The organism is Photobacterium marinum (genome assembly GCF_000331515.1).
GTDB classification, from domain to species: Bacteria; Pseudomonadota; Gammaproteobacteria; order Enterobacterales; family Vibrionaceae; genus Photobacterium; species Photobacterium marinum.
In genome coordinates this window covers 102,344-121,558 of the sequence record NZ_AMZO01000006.1, presented here as the reverse complement: position 1 = coordinate 121,558, position 19,215 = coordinate 102,344, and the positions used below count along the sequence as shown (strand labels likewise).

Below are 19,215 nucleotides of genomic sequence, written 5' to 3'. Positions count from 1 at the left end.
ATTTGTCGACGATTATTTTTTAATCGATTAGTGGATCAGGCCGGTTGCAGTCAAAAGTGTGAGACCGAAGCTACAAGTAAAGAGGGATCCCAATGTTGTCATCGCGATGACATTAGCTGCCAATCTCGCGTTACCTCCCATTGAGCGTGCCATTACATAGCTGGCTGCTGCAGTTGGCGCGGCGCTCATAAGGAAAATGATCCCGAGTTCAAGATCACGGAAACCAAGCCAGTAACCGGCGGAGGTGATCAATGCCGGAGCGATGATCAAGCGACCGCAGGTTGAATAATTGGCACTGGATGAATCTTGCTTTAATTGTTTCAGATCAAGGCTGGCACCAGTACATAGCAGCGCCAGTGGTAAGGTCATATCTGCAAAGTAGCTTCCCGATTGCAGTAATACCTCCGGGATCTTAACTTCCAGCAAAGAGAACGGGATTGCGATGCAGGTACTGATGATCAGTGGGTTTTTGGCGATAGAGCGTAACAAATATCCCGTCCCTATGGCTTTTCTACCATTTGAAGAACGGGTCAGGGTTATTACGGCAAGGATATTATAAAGAATCGTCAGCACGGCAACGTAAATCGAACCTGCGGCCAACCCATTGTTACCAAAAGCATTTGAAACATAAGCCAGGCCGATGATTCCGGTATTGGCACGAAACGCCCCTTGGACGACGACGCCGATTTCACTTTTATTTTTAATTAGTTTCTGAGCCATTCCCTCAAAAAGAAGATAAGTCATAAAGTTGGCGATAACAGCAAACAGCAGGAGGTTCGGGTTCCCCACCTCCTGAAGATCCGACTTAACAATACTGAGAAATAGCAGTGCAGGGAGAGTTACGGTAAAGACCAGCTTTGAGCCGGTTTCTATAAATTTATCTTCCAGAATACCTTTGCGTCTGAGTACAACACCCAGCCCAAGCATGATGAAGATTGGGCCGGTGATTGAAAATGAATAATGAAGTTGATTAATAAATTCGTGCATGATCCTTATCCTAATTGTGCATTTCATTTGTAACACAAAAAGAACGTGATGGGAGGCTCGGCGGGTCTGAATGACGTAAATTTAATTAATTTTATGAATATAAAGAGAATTTGTTGCTCATCAGTGGCTTTTTATCGTGCTGAAGCTGTTCGGAACGATGATCAAGAATGGTGATCTGACGGGGAGTGTCATTTCAATTGGAACGATGATCAAGAAAGATCCTTTTGTTGATCGTTTAAGTTACGGAAAAATGATCAAGGGTCAGTAGAACCATGATCATGCTTCTGTGCCAAGTTTTCATTGTTCCACGTTTTGCTCAGTGGCCGTAACTGCTGGTTGTTATATTCTATATTGTTGAATATAAAGGATTTATATCATATTTATCGAATTATGCCTTTATGGTTTAGCTCCGGGGTAAAGTTAAACAGATTGGGTGAAAATCCTTATCTTTCCATATGATTATATGCCGCATGGAAATTGGAATGACAATCACCGTAAAATTATGGTTCTTGATCATTTTTCCGCTATGCGTAGGTTTGCACTGTTTGGCTTTTAATCCCTTTGTTTATAGTTACTCCAGTAGGATTTGACTCTGGTATTTCAATCAAGATACAAGCATCCCCTCCGAGCAAACATATGTGGTATCCTCCACCTATGATTGAGAACTATTTATATCTAACTTCGATACGGCATGAACGACAAGCTATATCATTCCATGTTTAAGCCTTCTGAAATCGTGAAGCTGCCCGAACAGATGGATCACCATAACCATGGTTATAACCAGGTGGTGATTGGATTGTCCGGCCAGACAGAATTTGATATTGAAGGCTACGGTAACCTGGTGGGACCCGGTCAGGGCTGCCTGGTTACTGCGGATTCAGAGCATGCTTTTTCCGGGCTCGGTAAAAACGAGATCCTGGTATTAAATGTGCCAGCCGATCAGGTTCAGTCATCATTTTCGCTTGAACGCTGCGATCAGTTGTTTGAGCAGTCGAGCTACTTTTATTTGGATAATCAGGCGCAGAATCTGATTCGTGCACTGACGACCGAGATGGCGGCTCACCCGAATGATCTGCTGCTCAGTAAAGCATGTACTGATACTTTGATGTGTGTACTTCAGCGCCATTTCAAGCCGCTGAGTGGTGAGCGACAGGCTTATCGCCTTGATATGGATATTATCGATCAGTACATAATTCAGCATCTTAATCGTAAAATTTCCGTAACACAGTTGGCCGGGTTGGTTTTTCTGGGTGAAAGTCAGTTCCATCATTTGTTTAAAGAACAGACAGGTATCACACCGCATCAGTATGTGTTGAAAAAGCGTCTTGAGATGGCAAAACAGCTGATAGCGGACAGCCAGTTGAGCCTTGCTCAGGTTGCACAAAGTGCTGGCTTTGCCAGTCAGAGCAGCTTCACTCAAGCATTCTCCCGCCTCTATGGTATGCCGCCGGCACAGTATCGGAAAAAATACGGTTACTCTATTTAAATATTAAATATCAATGGCTTGAATCTTTTATTAGTATTTGGGCCATTATTCTTTTGCCTCCCTTTAACTGCTTTTCCTGCTTCATCTCTATTTATCTGATTTGTTTGATCTCCATGATCATCGTTCCGTCTTTCCAGTTGTTTTGAGCTGCGTTGCAAGCTGCAAATCAGTCAAAGTTCTGGTGTGTTTCGCTATGCAGAATCTTATTTATTGCTGTGTTTTTGTGTCGAATTTTGTTAAAAAACGGACTTTTTCTAAAAAATATCGGAGAATAGAACAAGACCGCCGTCGGTTAAGGCAATAAAATCCCCTTAATGGTAACACTGGTGTAACATTTAATCTGGGTGTTGGGGCTATCTTCAGATGGTCGTTATGCATTCGGATCCACTATTGAGGGAATAATGATGTTCAATGCGGCAGATGTACTTCAGCCATCGTTTATTGAGCAATCGCTGAATGAGCTCTGGAAATTAATTTCACCGCTTTACGCGGTTGATGAATCACAGTTGCTTACGCAGCTGTTGCCTTTGGCCGAGCCTTCAGAACAAGAACGGAAACGCACCACTGAACAGGCAGCATTGCTTATCGAGCGTGTTAGGGCAGATCAGAATGCTATCCAGATGATCGATGCGTTGTTGCTGGAGTATAGCCTGGATACTAAAGAAGGCATTTTGCTGATGTGTCTGGCTGAAGCGCTGATGCGTATTCCGGATGCGGCAACTGCTGATGCGTTGATCCGCGACAAACTGAGTGTGGCGGACTGGAAATCGCATTTGAAAAGCTCCGACTCTCTGTTTGTGAATGCGTCGACCTGGGGGCTGATGCTTACCGGTAAGGTTGTCACGCTGGATGCCAAAGAAGATGGTACGCCGAGCCATGTGATTAACCGTTTGGTGAACAAGATGTCTGAGCCGGTGATCCGCCAGGCAATGAACCAGGCAATGAAGATCATGGGGCATCAGTTTGTGCTTGGTCGAAGTATTGGCGAGGCGATGAAAAACGGCAGGGAAAAGCGGGATCAGGGGTTTACCTACTCGTTTGACATGCTGGGTGAAGCCGCGCTGACATCGCAGGATGCAGAGAAGTACTTCAAAGATTACCTGATGGCGGTAGAGGCGGTCGGTCGTGACTCTTACACCAGTGAGAAAGGCAGTAACGTTAAATCGCCGGATCCGACAGTATCAATCAAGCTGTCGGCACTGCATCCGCGTTATGACGTTGCCAATGAGGCCCGTGTACTGGATGAAATGTACCGTTCAGTACTGGAATTGCTCAAGCGTGCCCGTGAGCTGAATGTCGGGATCACGATAGATGCCGAGGAAGCGGATCGCCTTGAGTTGTCACTTAAGCTCTTTGAAAAGCTGTATCGCTCTGACGAAGTAAAAGGCTGGGGCCGTTTCGGTCTGGTTGTTCAGGCTTACTCTAAGCGAGCCCTGCCTGTGTTGGCTTGGTTAGCTGCTTTGAGTAAAGAGCAGGGGGATGTGATTCCTCTGCGTCTGGTGAAAGGTGCTTATTGGGACAGTGAGCTGAAACTAGCCCAGCAGAGCGGGTACTCCGGTTATCCGGTATTTACCCGTAAAGAGGCGACTGATTGCTCGTACCTGGCTTGCGCCCGGTTCCTGCTTTCAGATCATCTGCACGGTCTGATTTATCCGCAGTTTGCCAGTCACAACGCCCATACAGTTTCGGCGATTGTAGCTATGGCAGGCTCGACCAGGGACTTTGAGTTCCAGCGCCTGCATGGCATGGGGGATGCCCTGTATAACCATGTGATGGAAATGCACGATACCAATGTTCGTATTTACGCGCCAGTTGGTAGCCATAAAGACTTGTTGCCGTATTTGGTTCGTCGCTTGCTGGAAAACGGGGCAAATAGCTCGTTTGTTCACCGTTTGGTTGATGCAAGCTGTCCGGTTGATTCATTGACTCGGCATCCGGTTGATGAGCTGTGTTCACGTCCGACGTTGCACAACAGCCTGATCCCGCTGCCTGCGCAGATTTTCGGGGAACTGCGCCGCAATTCAGCGGGTATAAATATTGAGATTGAATCCCAGTGGCGACCGTTTGTTGAGTCGGTTCAGGCCCTTGGTGAACACCAGTGGCAAGCAGGTCCGATTATAAACGGTGTGGTGCAGGGCGGCAAAACAGAAGCCATCACAGCACCGTATGATCGTCGTGAAGCGGTTGGCAGTGTGGATTTTGCCAGTGCCGACCAGGTTGAGCAGGCCATTACCGTTGCGGCAAAAGCGTATCCGGAGTGGTCAGAGCGTTCAGCTTCAGAACGTGCTGATTGTTTGCTGCGACTGGCAGGTTTACTCGAAGCTAATACCGGTGAGCTGGTTGCCCTTTGCCACCGCGAAGCGGGTAAGACAATTCAGGACAGCATTGATGAAATCCGTGAAGCTGTCGATTTTTGTCGCTTTTATGCCAACCAGGCGGCTACTGAGCTGGCTGAGACAAAACAGGTGACTTCGTTTGACGGTACATCTCGACTGCTGAGTTATCGCGGACGCGGTGTATTTGCCTGTATCAGCCCGTGGAACTTCCCGCTGGCAATTTTCCTAGGTCAGATCAGTGCTGCACTGGCTGCCGGGAATACGGTTGTTGCCAAGCCGGCTGAGCAGACATCGCTGATTGCCTTTCGGGCGATTGAGCTGATGCTTGAAGCGGGTATGCCGGCTGGTGTGATTCAGCTATTACCGGGAACCGGTGCTGAGGTAGGCTCACCGCTGACGTCGGATCCGCGTATTGCCGGAGTGGCGTTTACCGGTTCAACGGAAACGGCGCAGTTGATCAACCGCTCCCTGGTGGCACGCGATTGCGAGTCGGTTCCGTTTATCGCCGAAACCGGTGGGCAGAACGCGATGATCGTCGACAGTACCGCGCTGCCGGAACAGGTTGTTCGGGATGTTGTCCGCTCTGCGTTTGCCTCAGCGGGACAGCGATGTTCGGCACTGCGGGTGTTGTTCATCCAGGAAGATATCGCTGAGCGGGTCATTGGCCTGATCAAAGGTGCGATGGCTGAGCTGTCGGTAGGGCGACCTGAGATGCACAGTACGGATGTCGGGCCGGTGATTGATGCCGAAGCTAAGCAGAAACTGCTGACCCATATTCAGTCTCTGAAAAATCAGGCCAAACTAGTGGCGCAGGCCAAGCTTGGTTCTGACTGCCAACATGGTGATTTTGTCGCACCGACCGCGTTTGAAATTGCTGGGATCGATATGCTGAAGAATGAAAACTTCGGCCCGATCCTTCATATCGTCCGCTTCAAAGCGAGTGAGCTTGAGCAGGTGATCGATCAGATTAACCAGACAGGTTTTGGTCTGACGATGGGGGTTCATAGCCGAAATGAGCGGACTTACCGCCATATCGAGCGCCGGGCCCGGGTAGGAAATTGCTATATCAACCGTGATCAGGTTGGTGCCGTTGTCGGGGTGCAGCCGTTCGGCGGGCAGGGACTGTCAGGAACAGGTCCGAAGGCCGGAGGTCCGCACTACCTGTACCGTTTCACCCAAGATGTGTTTAACGCTTAATGCGGCTGAGTTGAGAGGGATATAGCAATGACGACAACTATTCAGGCGACAATGCAGACCAAAATTCAGGACATGGTCGACACCAGCGCCGCATCCTGGGAAGGCTGGAACGGGCTGGGCTATGAATCACGCAGCCAGATCCTGGAGCGCTGGAGCGAAGAATTGGAGCCGGAGCTGAGTGCTATGGTCAGCTTTCAGTGCCGTAATGCTGCCGAGCATGTTGCTGAAACCATGTTGATGCCGGGGCCAACCGGTGAGACCAATGAGCTGTACTGTGCCGGTCGTGGCAGTTTTATCGTGACTGCTGATGCAGAAACACCTTTGGTCGCGGTGATCGGACAGGTTGCGGCCGCGCTGGTTACCGGCAATACACTTTTTGTTTCACTGCCTTCAGGTTTTTCTCTGTCGGCGGCTGAACTGGTGGCACAGCTTGAGAAAAGTGGCTGTGCCCGCGGTGTTATCACTGCAATAGATTGTGATCAGCTTGCTGATTTGGTTAGTCACCCGGCTGTCGCGGGTGTGGCTTACGCAGGAAAGCAAACGACATCACAGGCGCTGGCGCGCCAACTGGCTGCTCGTGACGGCATGCTGGCTCAGTTGATCAGTGAAACTGATTGTGAGTCGCTGCCAGTGATTGGTAGCCCTACATACTCTCTGCGGTTTGTGACCGAAAGGACACGGACAATAAATATCACGGCGGTCGGCGGAAACGCGACGCTGTTGGAGTTGGGAAGCGGAGAGTCACATTAAAGACAGGTTATGCCGGGTTTTGCGTGGTGGGGGAATCACTCGAACTGCGATGGGCATAACCCGGAAAAAGATACAGCTGAAGTTTTTGGCACCATACACAAAAAGCCCCTGCAATGAACAGGGGCTCTTAATGAGGGAACTCAATAATGATAGAAAATAGCTTTGCTATTACGGCTACGTTTGTCGCCTACCTGATTGGTATGCTGGCAATTGGTTATATTGCCTATAAACGTACATCTAATTCATCCGACTACTTCCTTGGCGGGCGTTCGCTGGGACCGTGGCCGGCCGCTTTATCCGCTGGTGCTTCAGATATGAGTGGCTGGTTGTTGCTGGGTCTGCCGGGTTACGCTTTTGCGGCTGGTATCGAGTCTTTCTGGCTGGCTGGTGGTCTGATGCTGGGTACTTGGCTGAACTGGTTGATCTGTGCCAAGCGTCTGCGTACCTACAGTATTACGGCAGATAATGCCCTGACGCTGCCCGAGTTCCTGTCCCGTCGCTTTGATGACAAATCAAAACTGATCCAAACCATTTCAGCATTCTTTATTTTGCTGTTTTTCCTTTTCTATACCAGTTCTGGTTTGGTTGCTGGCGGTAAACTATTCGAAACCGTTTTTGGCTTAGATTATGTGATTGCGGTAGTTGTCGGTACTGTGTGTGTGGTTTCTTACACCCTGTTTGGTGGCTTTCTGGCGGTATCCTGGACTGACCTGGTTCAGGGGCTTCTGATGGCTGCTGCACTAATGATTGTGCCGATTGCTGCAATGAACGGTAACGTTGTTGAGCTGGCTACCGCACTTGAAGCCAAGAACCCGGAACTGATGACTCTGTTCAATGATGTGAAGGGGGAGCCGCTGTCTGCGATTGCAATTATTTCTTTGATGGCGTGGGGTCTGGGTTACTTTGGTCAGCCACACATTCTGGCTCGCTTTAAGGCAACTCGCTCAAATGCTGATATTACTACGGCACGTCGTATTGCAGTTGGCTGGACGGCGCTGTCGATGGCCGGTGCGATTCTGGTTGGTCTGGTGGGTATCTTGTATGTAGATAACCAGTTGGCCGGTGAACTGGCTGACAGTGAGAAGATCTTCATGCTGTTGGTTAACTCTATGTTCCATCCGGTTGTTGCCGGTATCCTTCTGGCTGCGATTCTTGCCGCTATCATGAGTACTGCTGACTCTCAGCTGCTGGTATCGTCTTCTGCTTTGGCTGAGGATTTCTACAAGCAGGTATTTCGTCCGCAAGCCTCTACTCAGGAAATCGTACTGGTTGGTCGTGTGGCTGTGATCGTATTGTCAGTTATTGCTCTGCTGCTGGCGATGAACCCTGACAGTACTGTACTGGGTCTGGTTTCTTACGCTTGGGCTGGCTTTGGTGCGGCATTTGGTCCTGCATTGCTGCTGAGTCTGTTCTGGAAAGGTATGAACCGTCACGGTGCGTTGGCCGGTATTATTGTTGGTGCGATGACTGTTGTTATCTGGAAGCAGCTGACCGGTGGTATCTTTGACTTGTACGAAATCGTACCTGGCTTTGTGTTCGCGACAATCGCGGTTATTGGTGTGAGTGTAATGACTGGCGGTGCGTCAAAAGAGGTTGAAGCGCAGTTTGATACTTATGCTAAAAACCTGGTTGAGTTTGATTAAAAGATCCGCTTATTTCGGATAACTAAAACGAACCAGCCGCGATTTTTCGCGGCTGGTTTTTTTGTGTCTTCTTTTCGTGTTTGCTCTTTGATGGCTTTGTTTTTCTATTTAAGGGAAAAGCCTATGGAGCGAGATCGTACGGATCAATGATCAAGGAATAGGTAGTTCTGCCAGCTCTTCATTCTGATCAGTACTTTGCGCATAACAGACACATGTTCGAAGCTGTCTGAGTAAACCGCAATTTCGACATTGGTGCCCTGAGGGAGTTTATAAGAGCTGAGATCGTCGGTGATTTTGAATTTCACCAGTGGTCTTCCCTGCCTGGTTAATAATTCAGTGCCGTAGAGTACACCGCTGGCCTGAATCTGGCTCTCACCTATCGCAGGCATTACTTCAATCACTTCTCCTTTGAAAGTTTTTCCGGGCTGGGCGCGGAAGATGAAATCGGCCTTGAAACCGGGCTCCAGGCGCAGCAGGGAATTTTGCCTGAAAGCGCCGATGTAGATTTGTTCTTCCTGGTGAACAAAAGTCATCACCGGTTTGAGTGGCAGCGGTACAGCCATCATTTCGGGGCGAAGTATTACCTGAGTAACATAACCGTCAGTCGGGGCATGAGCGACGGTCTCTTTGAGATTAAATTCTGCCGGCACCAGCTGAGCTCTGACTTTGGCGACAGTGGTGTTCTCGCCCATTACCTCAGATTCATAAGCCAGTTTTGCCCGGTTTTCTTCTGCTCTGGCGGCCGACAGTGCTGCTTCCGCGCTGAGATAGAACTGACGACGGTTGTCGACTTCGGCTTTGGTGAAGGCTCCGCGCTTATAGCCTTTTTCGTAGCGGTTGTATTGCTGCCGGGTGCGATCCCGCTCAGCAACGGCTTTGGCCGTTACTGACTGAGTGGATTTATAGGTTGCTTCCAGTCCGAGGACATACTGTTTGGCTCTACCGGAACTTCAAGGACTTTCCCCCTGACGCCGGGGACTATAGGGGTTGTGACATAGAACTGGCTACCGAGGTTGGTATGCGGGTGGTTGTAATTCATCAGCAGGATCAAGGTGCCGATCAGGATGATGCCACCCAGAACCGCTGTCGGGACTGTCCATTTGTTCAGCGGGATATTGAAGATTTTAAATATGGCAATACAAAGTGCGGCATAGGTCAAAACAAGCAGCAAATCCATCAGCTATCCTCCTTCTGTTCACTAGTAGGAGGTGTTGGTGTATGCATGGCCATACCTGCTTCCAGCGATGCGACTTTTTCGGTTAGTTTTTCGACTTGTTTGGTCAGTTCGAAAACTTCATGATGAAGCTCATGCTGTTCGTTCTGGATTTTTGTAAATCCCCAACCTCGGTCTTCACGCCATAAGGTGGCCCATATCCAGAGGAACGGCCATAGGGCATGGAGAGTGAACAGGCTGACCCAGCCGGCATAATGAATGGCATCTTGGTGGGGATGGTTGCGTTTTTTAGATATTTCGTAAGGGATGTCATGAATTGCAATAATCCCGTAAAACAGGAATATGGCGACAAAAAATAAGACACCTAGGGCGAAATAGTCGAGAAACATCCAAGCTCCTTAAGAATTCTGTTCATTAAGATTAGTTGCTGGTGTTTGCTGGCTTATGGCACCTTTTAGTGTGAGGCTGAAAGCCGAGTGAGCTTTCTTTCGGGCGGTGCCTTTATAAAAAATAGCATTGAATTTATGTTGTACATTTTTTAGATGGGTGGCTTTGTTTAGTATTTATTATCATAGATGGCTAAAATACCGGCCTTTCTTTTGTTGAGTGGCTATAGAAATACAGCTGAGTGCCGCTATATAAAGTGTTATTGATTGTTTCATGAGGGGTTATGTCAAACCTGGTAATAGGCTTAAGCCTGACTGGAATATTGCTGGGCTGGGTGCTAATCCGCTATTTCTCTGCATCAAAGCAACAGGACCAGATGGTGGCTGAGCAACGCATTAAAGATGCTAAATATCAGCGGGTTTTGGAAAGCGCCAAAGCCGCAGAGCGGGAAGAGAAAATTTTTAAAGCTCAGACAGGGCATGTTGCCAGTCAGCTTTCGTTGGCTAAAGAATATGAGCTGACTAATGTCCAGAAGGCGATCGAATGGTACGCTCAAGCTGCTGAGCAGGATAACGATATTGCCCAGAACGCGCTGGCGCGACTGTGTCGGCTGAATCAGGATGATCCTGACGGGGCGGCTAAATCAAAATACTGGGAACAGGTGGTAAGAGCCAAGGGTAAACAACCTGAAGCATTGTTCGAATTAGGCCGCTATCAGGTTCGTGGTTTTGGCTGTGGTGTGGATATTGAAGCCGGAATTGAAAACATCACAACGGCAGCCGAGAAAAATTATATCGCAGCTCAGCAGTTTCTTGGTGATTGGTTTGTTGCCGAACTGAACTCGAAGAAAGAGCCGTTTATGGCATTTTGCTGGCGGTTACGTTCGGCTATTAATGAGGATGCAACCGGATGCATTAGAACGGCATTCTGCTATCAGAGCGGGCTGGGTGTTGAGAAAGACAGAACCTGCGCTATTTACTGGCTGGAACGGGCGGCAGAGTTAGGGAACAGCGAAGCTCAGTATCTGGCCGGAAAGATGCACTTGGGCCATGGTGCAACGGATTCAGCGATTGCCTACACATGGTTTTCCATTGCCAATGCATCTGGTCACAAACAGGCTAAAACAGAGCGTGATGATGTGGTTCAGTTTATCAGTATTGAATCTATCTTGAACGTCCAGAATGTTGCAAATTCGATTTTTAAGTTGTTGAAGAAGCAGCCGCTCCCAACCCATAAAGTCATTGATCTACTCGACCGGGTTTATGGTCGTGACGGTTATCGTCCGCGAGAGGAAATGCTTGAAGTTGCGGCTGTGGGACAGCTGGATGAAGGCCTTTACTTGCAGTTGCTTGAGGAGAGCAATGTGGCGGAGGCGTTTGATAACAGCCTGACTTATGAAGTATTGGCTGATGCTGATAAGCCTTCTGATGAAATAACAAATGTAGCTGCGCCAGATGATGTTCAAACTGACGAGCAGCAAAATATTAAGAATGAAACTGCAGCAAAGGAATATCAGCAGCAGAACTGGGCCACATCCTGGGATAATATCTCGGTGGAAATGGATAAGTCATAGAGACTAAAGTCAGTTAAGTTGAAACAGGCTCGGAAATTCCGGGCCTGTTTTTTTATGGACGTTTGTTATGAAGCGGAGAAGCCTTATTCAATATATTCAAGTAGCTCCGGCATTGAAGCTATAGTTTTGACACAGGGGTGCCTGATTTTTTCTGAACCGGGACGGGCCGCGAAGTGAAAGGTTCGTATGTCGGCATTGATCCCTGCTTCGACACCTTTGACAGTGTCATCGACAAATACACACTCTTCTAGCTTTATCCCCATATTCATGGCAGCAAAGTGCAGGATATCCGGTTCAGGTTTCCAACTGTTCGCTTCAAAGCCACTGAACATTTTTCCTTCGAAATAAGGTAGCAGGCCAGTCAGGTTGAGAGTATGTTTAATTTTGCTGATTGGTGCATTCGAGGCAATACACATCTCACAGCCCATTTCACACAGATTTCTGAGTAGCTCCGGGACGCCGGGGATAGGGTATAGCCCTTGCTCGAACAGTTTCCGGCACTCTTCACGATACAGAGGCTCCAACACATCAATTGGCACTTTAATACCAGCTCTTTCTCGGGTTTGCACCAGAATATCGGCAAGTTTGCCGCCCTGGAAAAACTTAAGGCAGTCATCGAGTTGCAATGAAGCTCCGAAGCGGTTGAAAACATTGACGAGCGCTTGATTACAAAGGGTTTCGTTATCAACCAGAGTGCCGTCACAGTCAAAAATGACACAGCGGGTATGTGTATTTGTCTCTGGAGCTTTGGTGCTGAATTTCTTCATAAATGCACTCCCCTTGTCAGTATGATCCCCAAGACCATTGTTAATACAGGTTACCTGTATCGACAATTAACACCCTGGGGATTTGTTAGCTTTATCGCGCTTGTCTAGCTGGTTTCATTGAAATCTGAGACTTGAGACAGGCAAATCGTTATATGCTGAATATAGAGTGTGCAGCTTTATGGGGTGCCGTATCGGTTAATGAAATGGTCGAGAATAGCCGTGCTATTGTTGTCACCCTTTTGTTCCGCTTTGAGGAAAGCCCAGATGGCATCTTCGTGCTCTTGGACGAGGGTGAATAGTGCTTCGTGTTCACTGGCTTGCTGAGCTTGCTCTCGGTATTTCAGGGCATAGGGTTCGACCCACGGGGCCATGGTATCGACAAGTTCTGACCATTCCAGGTGGAGCCATTTTTCGGCATCGCAGAGGCCTTTTAGTTCCATCTCCGGATGTAGATCAGGGCAGGTCTTACCAAGCGGCTCCAGGCCGGATTTAAGGCGCTGAGCGGTAATTTGTTCTATTTGGATGAGTTTTTGCCATTTATTGGCATGACTGTTATTACTATACTTTTCTGCGAAAGCAGTGAAAAAGGCAATCCCATAGAGCTCGCCAAGATATGCAGAGTAAAGTTGTTCTATTTGCATTTATCAACACTCGAAAACGTGAAAATGTTGGAAGAGGCATTCTACTCTGATTTTTTGTTGTGGGTAGGCAGTAATTAATAATTAGAAAGGGGTGACTATGTCATCATCCATATTTCCATCGTGGCTTGGGGGCTACGAAGTTCGGGAGCATATAAAGAATCCGAACATTTCAGTAGGGGATCATACTTATTACTCGGGCTATTATCACGATAAGCATTTTGAGGATCAGTGCGTTCGATATCTGTTGGGCGATCATTCGACCCGTGCGGTTTGGGAATCGGGGATCTTCGGTGAAGTTGACAAGTTGATCATCGGCAAATTTTGTTCTATTGCATCTGGTGCTACCTTCATGCTGGCTGGAAACCAGGGGCACCGCCATGACTGGGTATCGTCATTTCCGTTTGATGTCAGCCGTTTTGGCGATAAGGTCAAATCGGGCTTCGAGCGAGCCGGTGATACGGTGATTGGCAATGACGTCTGGATTGGTTCGGAATGTGTGATTATGCCTGGGGTAAAAATTGGCGACGGGGCTGTGATTGGTGCGCGTACCGTGGTTACCAAAGACGTCGATCCTTACTCCGTGGTAGTCGGCAACCCGGGACAGGCTATCAAGAAGCGTTTTACAGAGATGCAGATTGAGATGTTACTTGAAATGAAATGGTGGGATTGGTCAATTGAGATCTTGCAGGAAAACATGGATTTAATGTGCAGCGCTGACATTGAAGCCTTGTTTGAACGTTTTCGCTATTTTGAAAAATAACAGCATAATCTGTATTGATGTAAATTAACGGGATTAATTCTGTCTGGATAATTTACGCCAGTTTTGCTTAAGAGCCAGCTCCAGCGGTGTATGCACCATTTCAGTTTTGGTGCGTAACCGACTGGAACTGGCGGGCGGTTTACTACCATGTTGCCACAGGGTTCGCGTTCGTAGGAAGCGACGGAACAGTGGTGAGAACAGGGCGATGAATTCCAGTATTGTCCAGCGCATAGGCATTACTGATACGGGCTTGCCGCTGCTGAGTTCAAGGCAGCGGGCGATATCATTGATACTGGCCTGATGTCCAGGGTAGTAGGTAATATTGAGTCCTGGTTTTTCAACACTCTCATTTTCATCCAGAAAGTGTACTAGATTGTTAGCCAGATCAGGTAGATATGTCCAGTAATGCGGTAGGCTATCCGGCCCTGGTGATTGAATTATTACTTTGCTCTGTGTTTCTTTGATTAGCATGCCGAGGTAGCCATTATCCAGCGTGCAACTTAGGCTATGTCCACAGCATAACACTAAGATTTTTGTTCCGTTTTTTTCTGCTTGTTGTAACCGCTTTTTGAGCTTTTGGGGTAAGTAAATAGTAACCGGTTGCTTTTGATTCCAGAAAGTTAACGATGACATCAGGTTCTGTTTAATTTCGTATTTATTGGTGGTGAGTACCAGCTGAAGTTGGAGTTTTTCTGCAAGAGCAATGATTTGGCTCATCGAGAAGATGAAATTGCGGTTGGCAGCTTCCGGTAGGTGGACAAAGATACTATCAACTTCTTCTGCGATTTCATGTAGAAAATCCATATCTTCAGGACCCATTTCTACCAGCGTCAGGTTACTAAGTACCGGCGCCTCGGTATAACTGTCTCGAACGATGCCGAGCACTTCCCAGTTCTGTTGAATCAGTGCGCGACATAAATGGCTGCCCATTTCCTGACTGATCCCGAAAACCAAGGCTTTTCTCATTGTTACCCTTTATCCTGTGATTCATATCATTCCCCACACATGCAGTTTGTTTGTTAATGTCGGTATAGTAAACAGATAAAAGCACATAGCAGGTATACGCAAATGAATAAAATGGAATGGGATAGCATTCGTGTATTTTTATCTGTAGCGGAAGAGGGAAGTATGTCAGCAGCGGCTCAAGTTCTGGGTGTTTCTCAGCCGACGGTTAGTCGCTATATTTGTGCCTTGGAAGAAAAATGTGGCCAAAATTTATTTGATCGCTCCTACAATGGACTGACGGTTACAGCTGCCGGTGCCAACCTGCTGGCTTCGGCCAGGGAAACCGCAAGGGGAGCAGAGAGTTTCGTTCGTCAGATAAAGGCTGGCTCTGAGCTGGTAGAAGGACATGTTCGGTTGGCAGTTCGAGAACTTGCTGCATATTATTTTATTCCTGAAGCCATAGCGGCCTTTAAGCGCGAGTTTCCCTTAATCGATGTTGAGATTTTAGTTTCAGATCAGGATGTAAATCTCAATAAGCGGGATGCTGACTTACACCTCGCGAAGGAAAAACCGTATCAGCCTGATCTTGTAGTCAGTCATTTGTTTGAGGGGGCGGTTGGCTTTTATGCTCATCGGATGTATCTCGCAGAAAGGGGAGAACCGCAGACGTTAGAAGAACTTCATTCCGGTGCTTACCAGCTTATCGGCTATGACTTTGACAGTAAGTACATTGATGAAGCAGATCGTAAAGGCAAGACGTTAGATAAATCGAATTTCAGCTTCCGAACAGACAGCCAGAAAATGCAGGTGGAGTTAATTTGTGCTGGAGCTGGGGTTGGCGTGACCCTCCAGCCTATTGCTGAACAATATTCGGAGTTGATTCAGTTGGTACCAAAGGCTGATTTGCCACCGATTAACTGGTGGTTGGTTTGTCATCGGGATGTCCATGTCAATCCGCGTATCCGTAGCCTGATGACATTTCTGTGCCGCTGGTTCCAAGAGAAACGCTGGTCTGAGCCCTCGCACTCATCAACAAAAGCCTTCGCGTAAGACAATACCCGAACTTGGTACTCGGGTATTACATAGGTAAATGTTCTTAAGCTTACGCTGCTGGTGGCTTTTGCTTTTAGGCGGGTTATGGCTTCAGGCTTTCCATAAAAGCCATACTGATATCTTGCCCGTAATCAATGCTATCAAAGCCAAATCCGTTGAGTTTCAGAAAGTCTTCCTGATAGCCGTCAAAATCACCGAGTTGTTTGAAGTTATCCGGGGTGATGTTAGCCATCAATTCTGTCACTGCCCGTTGGACATCGTCACGTAGTTCCCAGTCATCAAGGCGGATCAGACGGTTTTCATCGATAACCGCTTCGCCGGAAGTGGTATAGAGTTTACTGTTAAACAGTCGCTGAGCTTGTTCAATACAGCCTTCGTGTAGCCCCATTGTTTTCATCACTTTGAACAGAGCCAGAAGGTACGGTGAAAAGCCCGGAATAAAGACGCTGGCTTTGGTGACCAGGGCTTTACACACTGCAACATGGGCCTCGCCTTTGATGTCCTGCAACTTCTGGTGGATAAGATCAGCCTTGTTGTGAAGATCCAATTTTGCCTGACCCAGTGTGCCTAGATGATAAATCGGGTAGGTTGATTTGGGGCCTATATAGGAATAAGCGATGGTTTTGCAGCCTTCGGCCAGTACACCTGCGTTGTTTAGCAGGGTTATCCACTCTTCCCAGTCTTCACCGCCCATTACCTTAATCGTATCGTGCACTTCCTGATCTGAGGCCGGTGAAAGGCTGGTTTCTGTTAATTCCTCGTGTTCCAGGTTTAAAGTCAACCCGTTGATGGCATTGCCAATGGGTTTGATCGCTGAATGCCAGAACTCACCGGTTTGTAGATTAGGGCGAACACCGGACGCAAGGCTGTAAATAATTAGATCAACTTGGCCGTCAAATTCTTCTTTGATAGTACGGATCACCTGTTCACGCATTTTTGGTGAGAATGCATCGCCAATAAGGTTCACTGCCTTCAGCCCGTTCTTTTCTGCTTCTTGCTTAAAGTAAATGTTGTTATACCAGCCGGCACTACCAACACCTTTGTCCGATGGACCTCGCTCGAAAGACACTCCTAAGGTTTTGGTGCGACTGCCACCAAAAGTCAGGCTTATTCGCGAAGCAAGGCCAAAACCTGAAGACGCTCCAAGAATTAATGCTCGTTTAGGTCCATCATGAATCTGTGGTGCTGACTGACAATAAGTGATTTGTTGCTTTACCGCCTCACGACAACCGATCGGGTGGGCTGAGCGAGCGACGACACCTTTGATGACAGGGTTGATGATCATAGTTATATATCCTTTTTGAATCTCAACTTGAATTGGTTACGATTTACTCATTTAGATTGGCACTAACAAATATGAATAAATTTGCAGCACTCAAAAAAATTTTAAAAAAATGCACGTTTTTTATACCGAGGGAAACGTTTTCGTTGCCATAAACTTGATCTGGACCAGCGAATTCTCAATTTTTTTGCAAATCCCAAAAACAAAAGTTGAGTTATTCAAAAAAAATTGAATAATATAATCAAAACATACAATGCTGAATAAATGATGCTCCACACATGTTTATCGGCAGTCTAGATAAAGACGTGTAACGGGACAACATGTTGTCCTTAAGCCCTAAATAATCTGAGAGATAACCATGAGCAATTCTCTAGTTCTTGTAATCAACTCTGGTAGTTCTTCACTTAAGTTCGCGTTGATCGACACTGTTACCGGCGAAGCAACTCTGAGTGGCCTGGGTGAGTGTTTCAACCTTCCTGAAGCTAACGTTAGCTGGAAAATCAACGGCGAAAAACACGAATACAAACTGGATGATTCTGGTAATCACCACCAGCAGGCAGTAGACCGCATTGTTGCTCTGCTTGAAGAGCTTGGTATCAAACAAGACATCGTGGCTGTAGGTCATCGTGTTGTACACGGCGGTGAGAAGTTCACTAAGACCGTGAAGATCGATGAACAGATTATGCAGGAAATCGAAGACCTGAAAGATCTGGCTCCTCTTCACAACCCGGCACACGTTATCGGTATGCGTGCAGCAGTTAAGGCATTCCCTACACTGGCACAATACGCAGTATTCGACACAGCTTTCCACCAGTCTATGCCAGAAAAAGCGTACACTTACGCAATTTCTAAGGAACTGTACAAAGAATACGGCATCCGTCGTTACGGTTTCCACGGCACAAGCCACTACTATGTTAGCCGCGAAGCAGCGAAAATGGTTAACAAGGAAGCTGAAGAAAGCAGCTTCATCACTGTTCACCTGGGTAACGGCGCATCAGTATGTGCGGTTAAGAACGGTAAGAGTGTTGATACCAGCATGGGCTTCACCCCGCTTGCAGGTTTGATGATGGGTACTCGCTGTGGTGACCTAGACCCAAGTATCCTTGAGTTCCTGCTGAAGAAAGGCTGGACTGAAGAGCGTCTGCACAAAGAACTTGTTGGTAACTCAGGCTTCCTGGGTGTTTCAGGCCTGACCAGTGACTGCCGCGGCATTATCGAAGCGATGGAAAACGGCAACGAAGCTGCGAAGCTGGCATTCGATATGTTTAATTACCGTGTAGCGAAATACATCGCTTCTTACATGGTTTCTCTGGACGAGCTGGACGGCATCGTATTTACCGGTGGTATCGGCGAGAACTCAATGCAGGTTCGCAGCGAAGTACTGAAATCTCTGAAGATTTTCGGCTACCGTGAAGATGAAGCTGCAAACGCAGATGCACGCTTTGGCAACAAGGGTGTTATCACTCAGCCTAACACACCAGTAGCTATGGTTATCCCAACTAACGAAGAGTGGGTAATTGCTAAAGAATCTATGGCGCTTCTACATGCTTAATAGACTGTAACCCTCCGGGGTTACCACTGAATTAGAAACGGCCCTGAGCAGATGCTCGGGGCCGTTTTTTATTGCCATTAAAAAACGGCCCCTGTGCCGAGTTTAGTTAAATAAGTTGTATCAAAAATTGCTTCGTGCATATTCCCTTCCAAGGCTGTCAAATAGACTATTAGCTGTCGCAGCTACCGATAGTGTCAGAGCTAAGAATGTTCTATGGACTCTTTGACAAGCACGAGAGAGACCACGTTAAGACGAATGTCCTAAAGCTTCTGACTTAAGTTTTTTGGAAAAACTTTTAGGTAGTGGATGTTTTCAGTTATTACAAAATAATTGAATAAGAGCCTATCGTTCATTCAAAAAAAGTTGAATGGATTTGTTTGGTCAAACAGAAAATTTTGTTGGCCTTTTCAGAAATGAAAACCAAATTTTGTATAAATAACAGGCTGCTTTAGTTTGTTTTTCAAAGAGAAGAACAACAGCACACACTCAAAATATCTCACAGTTTAAGGTGTCAAGGTATTCATAATCAGTGGTTTATCGTCTTGATTTGATTGTTTTTAGTTATTATCTGATCACATTCTTTACTAATTGGTCTTAATTTAGCTACCTATGCGATCGGTTGAATCTGGTTTTGTAAAGTGTTGTCTGAACAGTTATTCAACAAAGTGCAATTCTAATGAGT

At 47.1% G+C, this 19,215-nt stretch carries 14 protein-coding genes and 1 pseudogene; 8 read left to right on the top strand and 7 right to left on the bottom strand.

Annotated features, from left to right (window positions below):
* Nucleotides 1-27: 27 nt before the first annotated feature.
* Entirely contained in the window at nucleotides 28-987 is a 960-nt protein-coding gene (locus tag C942_RS05140; RefSeq protein WP_007463245.1) for an AEC family transporter, read from the bottom strand.
* Nucleotides 988-1,702: 715 nt separating this feature from the next.
* Between C942_RS05140 and C942_RS05135 the strand changes: the two genes are divergently transcribed.
* The 4 genes from C942_RS05135 (at nucleotide 1,703) to putP (ending at nucleotide 8,399) form a co-directional block, all read left to right on the top strand.
* The gene (locus C942_RS05135) at nucleotides 1,703-2,473 is read left to right on the top strand and encodes an AraC family transcriptional regulator (RefSeq protein ID WP_051035728.1); all 771 of its coding nucleotides are present in this window, start codon (nucleotides 1,703-1,705) and stop codon (nucleotides 2,471-2,473) included.
* Between the two features lie 404 nt (nucleotides 2,474-2,877).
* Entirely contained in the window at nucleotides 2,878-6,006 is a 3,129-nt protein-coding gene (gene putA, locus C942_RS05130; RefSeq protein WP_007463239.1) for a bifunctional proline dehydrogenase/L-glutamate gamma-semialdehyde dehydrogenase PutA, read from the top strand.
* A gap of 27 nt (nucleotides 6,007-6,033) precedes the next feature.
* Nucleotides 6,034-6,756 (top strand): aldehyde dehydrogenase family protein, encoded by a 723-nt coding sequence (locus C942_RS05125; RefSeq protein ID WP_007463237.1) that lies wholly within the window; start codon nucleotides 6,034-6,036, stop codon nucleotides 6,754-6,756.
* Between the two features lie 146 nt (nucleotides 6,757-6,902).
* Nucleotides 6,903-8,399: a sodium/proline symporter PutP gene (gene putP / locus C942_RS05120; RefSeq protein ID WP_007463235.1), complete on the top strand. Its 1,497-nt coding sequence runs from the start codon at nucleotides 6,903-6,905 to the stop codon at nucleotides 8,397-8,399.
* A 143-nt stretch (nucleotides 8,400-8,542) separates the two neighbouring features.
* Here the strand turns inward: putP and C942_RS24570 are convergent.
* Together C942_RS24570 and C942_RS05105 are read right to left on the bottom strand one after the other, a co-directional pair.
* Nucleotides 8,543-9,576, bottom strand: a pseudogene (locus tag C942_RS24570) (HlyD family secretion protein).
* Nucleotides 9,576-9,962, bottom strand: coding sequence for a DUF3302 domain-containing protein (locus tag C942_RS05105; protein WP_007463229.1), 387 nt, complete (start codon nucleotides 9,960-9,962; stop codon nucleotides 9,576-9,578). Before C942_RS05105 ends, C942_RS24570 begins: the two are co-directional and overlap by 1 nt.
* A gap of 281 nt (nucleotides 9,963-10,243) precedes the next feature.
* Between C942_RS05105 and C942_RS05100 the strand changes: the two genes are divergently transcribed.
* Nucleotides 10,244-11,533, top strand: a complete 1,290-nt coding sequence (locus C942_RS05100; RefSeq protein ID WP_007463227.1) for a tetratricopeptide repeat protein — start codon at nucleotides 10,244-10,246, stop codon at nucleotides 11,531-11,533.
* 83 nt (nucleotides 11,534-11,616) lie between these two features.
* Here the strand turns inward: C942_RS05100 and yieH are convergent, their stop codons facing one another.
* Nucleotides 11,617-12,300, bottom strand: a complete 684-nt coding sequence (yieH, locus tag C942_RS05095; protein WP_007463225.1) for a 6-phosphogluconate phosphatase — start codon at nucleotides 12,298-12,300, stop codon at nucleotides 11,617-11,619.
* Between the two features lie 176 nt (nucleotides 12,301-12,476).
* Nucleotides 12,477-12,941 carry a hypothetical protein gene (locus C942_RS05090; RefSeq protein ID WP_007463223.1) on the bottom strand — a complete coding sequence of 155 codons (465 nt, stop codon included), beginning with the start codon at nucleotides 12,939-12,941 and terminating at the stop codon, nucleotides 12,477-12,479.
* A 97-nt stretch (nucleotides 12,942-13,038) separates the two neighbouring features.
* Here C942_RS05090 and C942_RS05085 point away from each other — a divergent pair, with 97 nt between their 5' ends.
* A complete protein-coding gene (locus C942_RS05085) occupies nucleotides 13,039-13,701 on the top strand; it encodes a CatB-related O-acetyltransferase (RefSeq protein WP_036798838.1) in 663 nt (220 codons plus the stop codon).
* 33 nt (nucleotides 13,702-13,734) lie between these two features.
* Here C942_RS05085 and C942_RS05080 read toward each other — a convergent pair whose 3' ends face one another.
* On the bottom strand, nucleotides 13,735-14,667 hold the full coding sequence (locus C942_RS05080) for an NmrA family NAD(P)-binding protein (protein WP_007463217.1): 933 nt from the start codon (nucleotides 14,665-14,667) through the stop codon (nucleotides 13,735-13,737).
* A 102-nt stretch (nucleotides 14,668-14,769) separates the two neighbouring features.
* On the opposite strand from C942_RS05080, the gene C942_RS05075 reads away from it, so the two are divergent.
* On the top strand, nucleotides 14,770-15,696 hold the full coding sequence (locus C942_RS05075) for a LysR family transcriptional regulator (protein WP_007463215.1): 927 nt from the start codon (nucleotides 14,770-14,772) through the stop codon (nucleotides 15,694-15,696).
* Between the two features lie 85 nt (nucleotides 15,697-15,781).
* Here C942_RS05075 and fabV read toward each other — a convergent pair whose 3' ends face one another.
* Nucleotides 15,782-16,984 (bottom strand): enoyl-ACP reductase FabV, encoded by a 1,203-nt coding sequence (gene fabV / locus C942_RS05070; RefSeq protein ID WP_007463212.1) that lies wholly within the window; start codon nucleotides 16,982-16,984, stop codon nucleotides 15,782-15,784.
* 355 nt (nucleotides 16,985-17,339) lie between these two features.
* Here fabV and C942_RS05065 point away from each other — a divergent pair, with 355 nt between their 5' ends.
* The gene (locus C942_RS05065; protein WP_036798836.1) at nucleotides 17,340-18,533 is read left to right on the top strand and encodes an acetate/propionate family kinase; all 1,194 of its coding nucleotides are present in this window, start codon (nucleotides 17,340-17,342) and stop codon (nucleotides 18,531-18,533) included.
* Nucleotides 18,534-19,215: the final 682 nt, after the last annotated feature.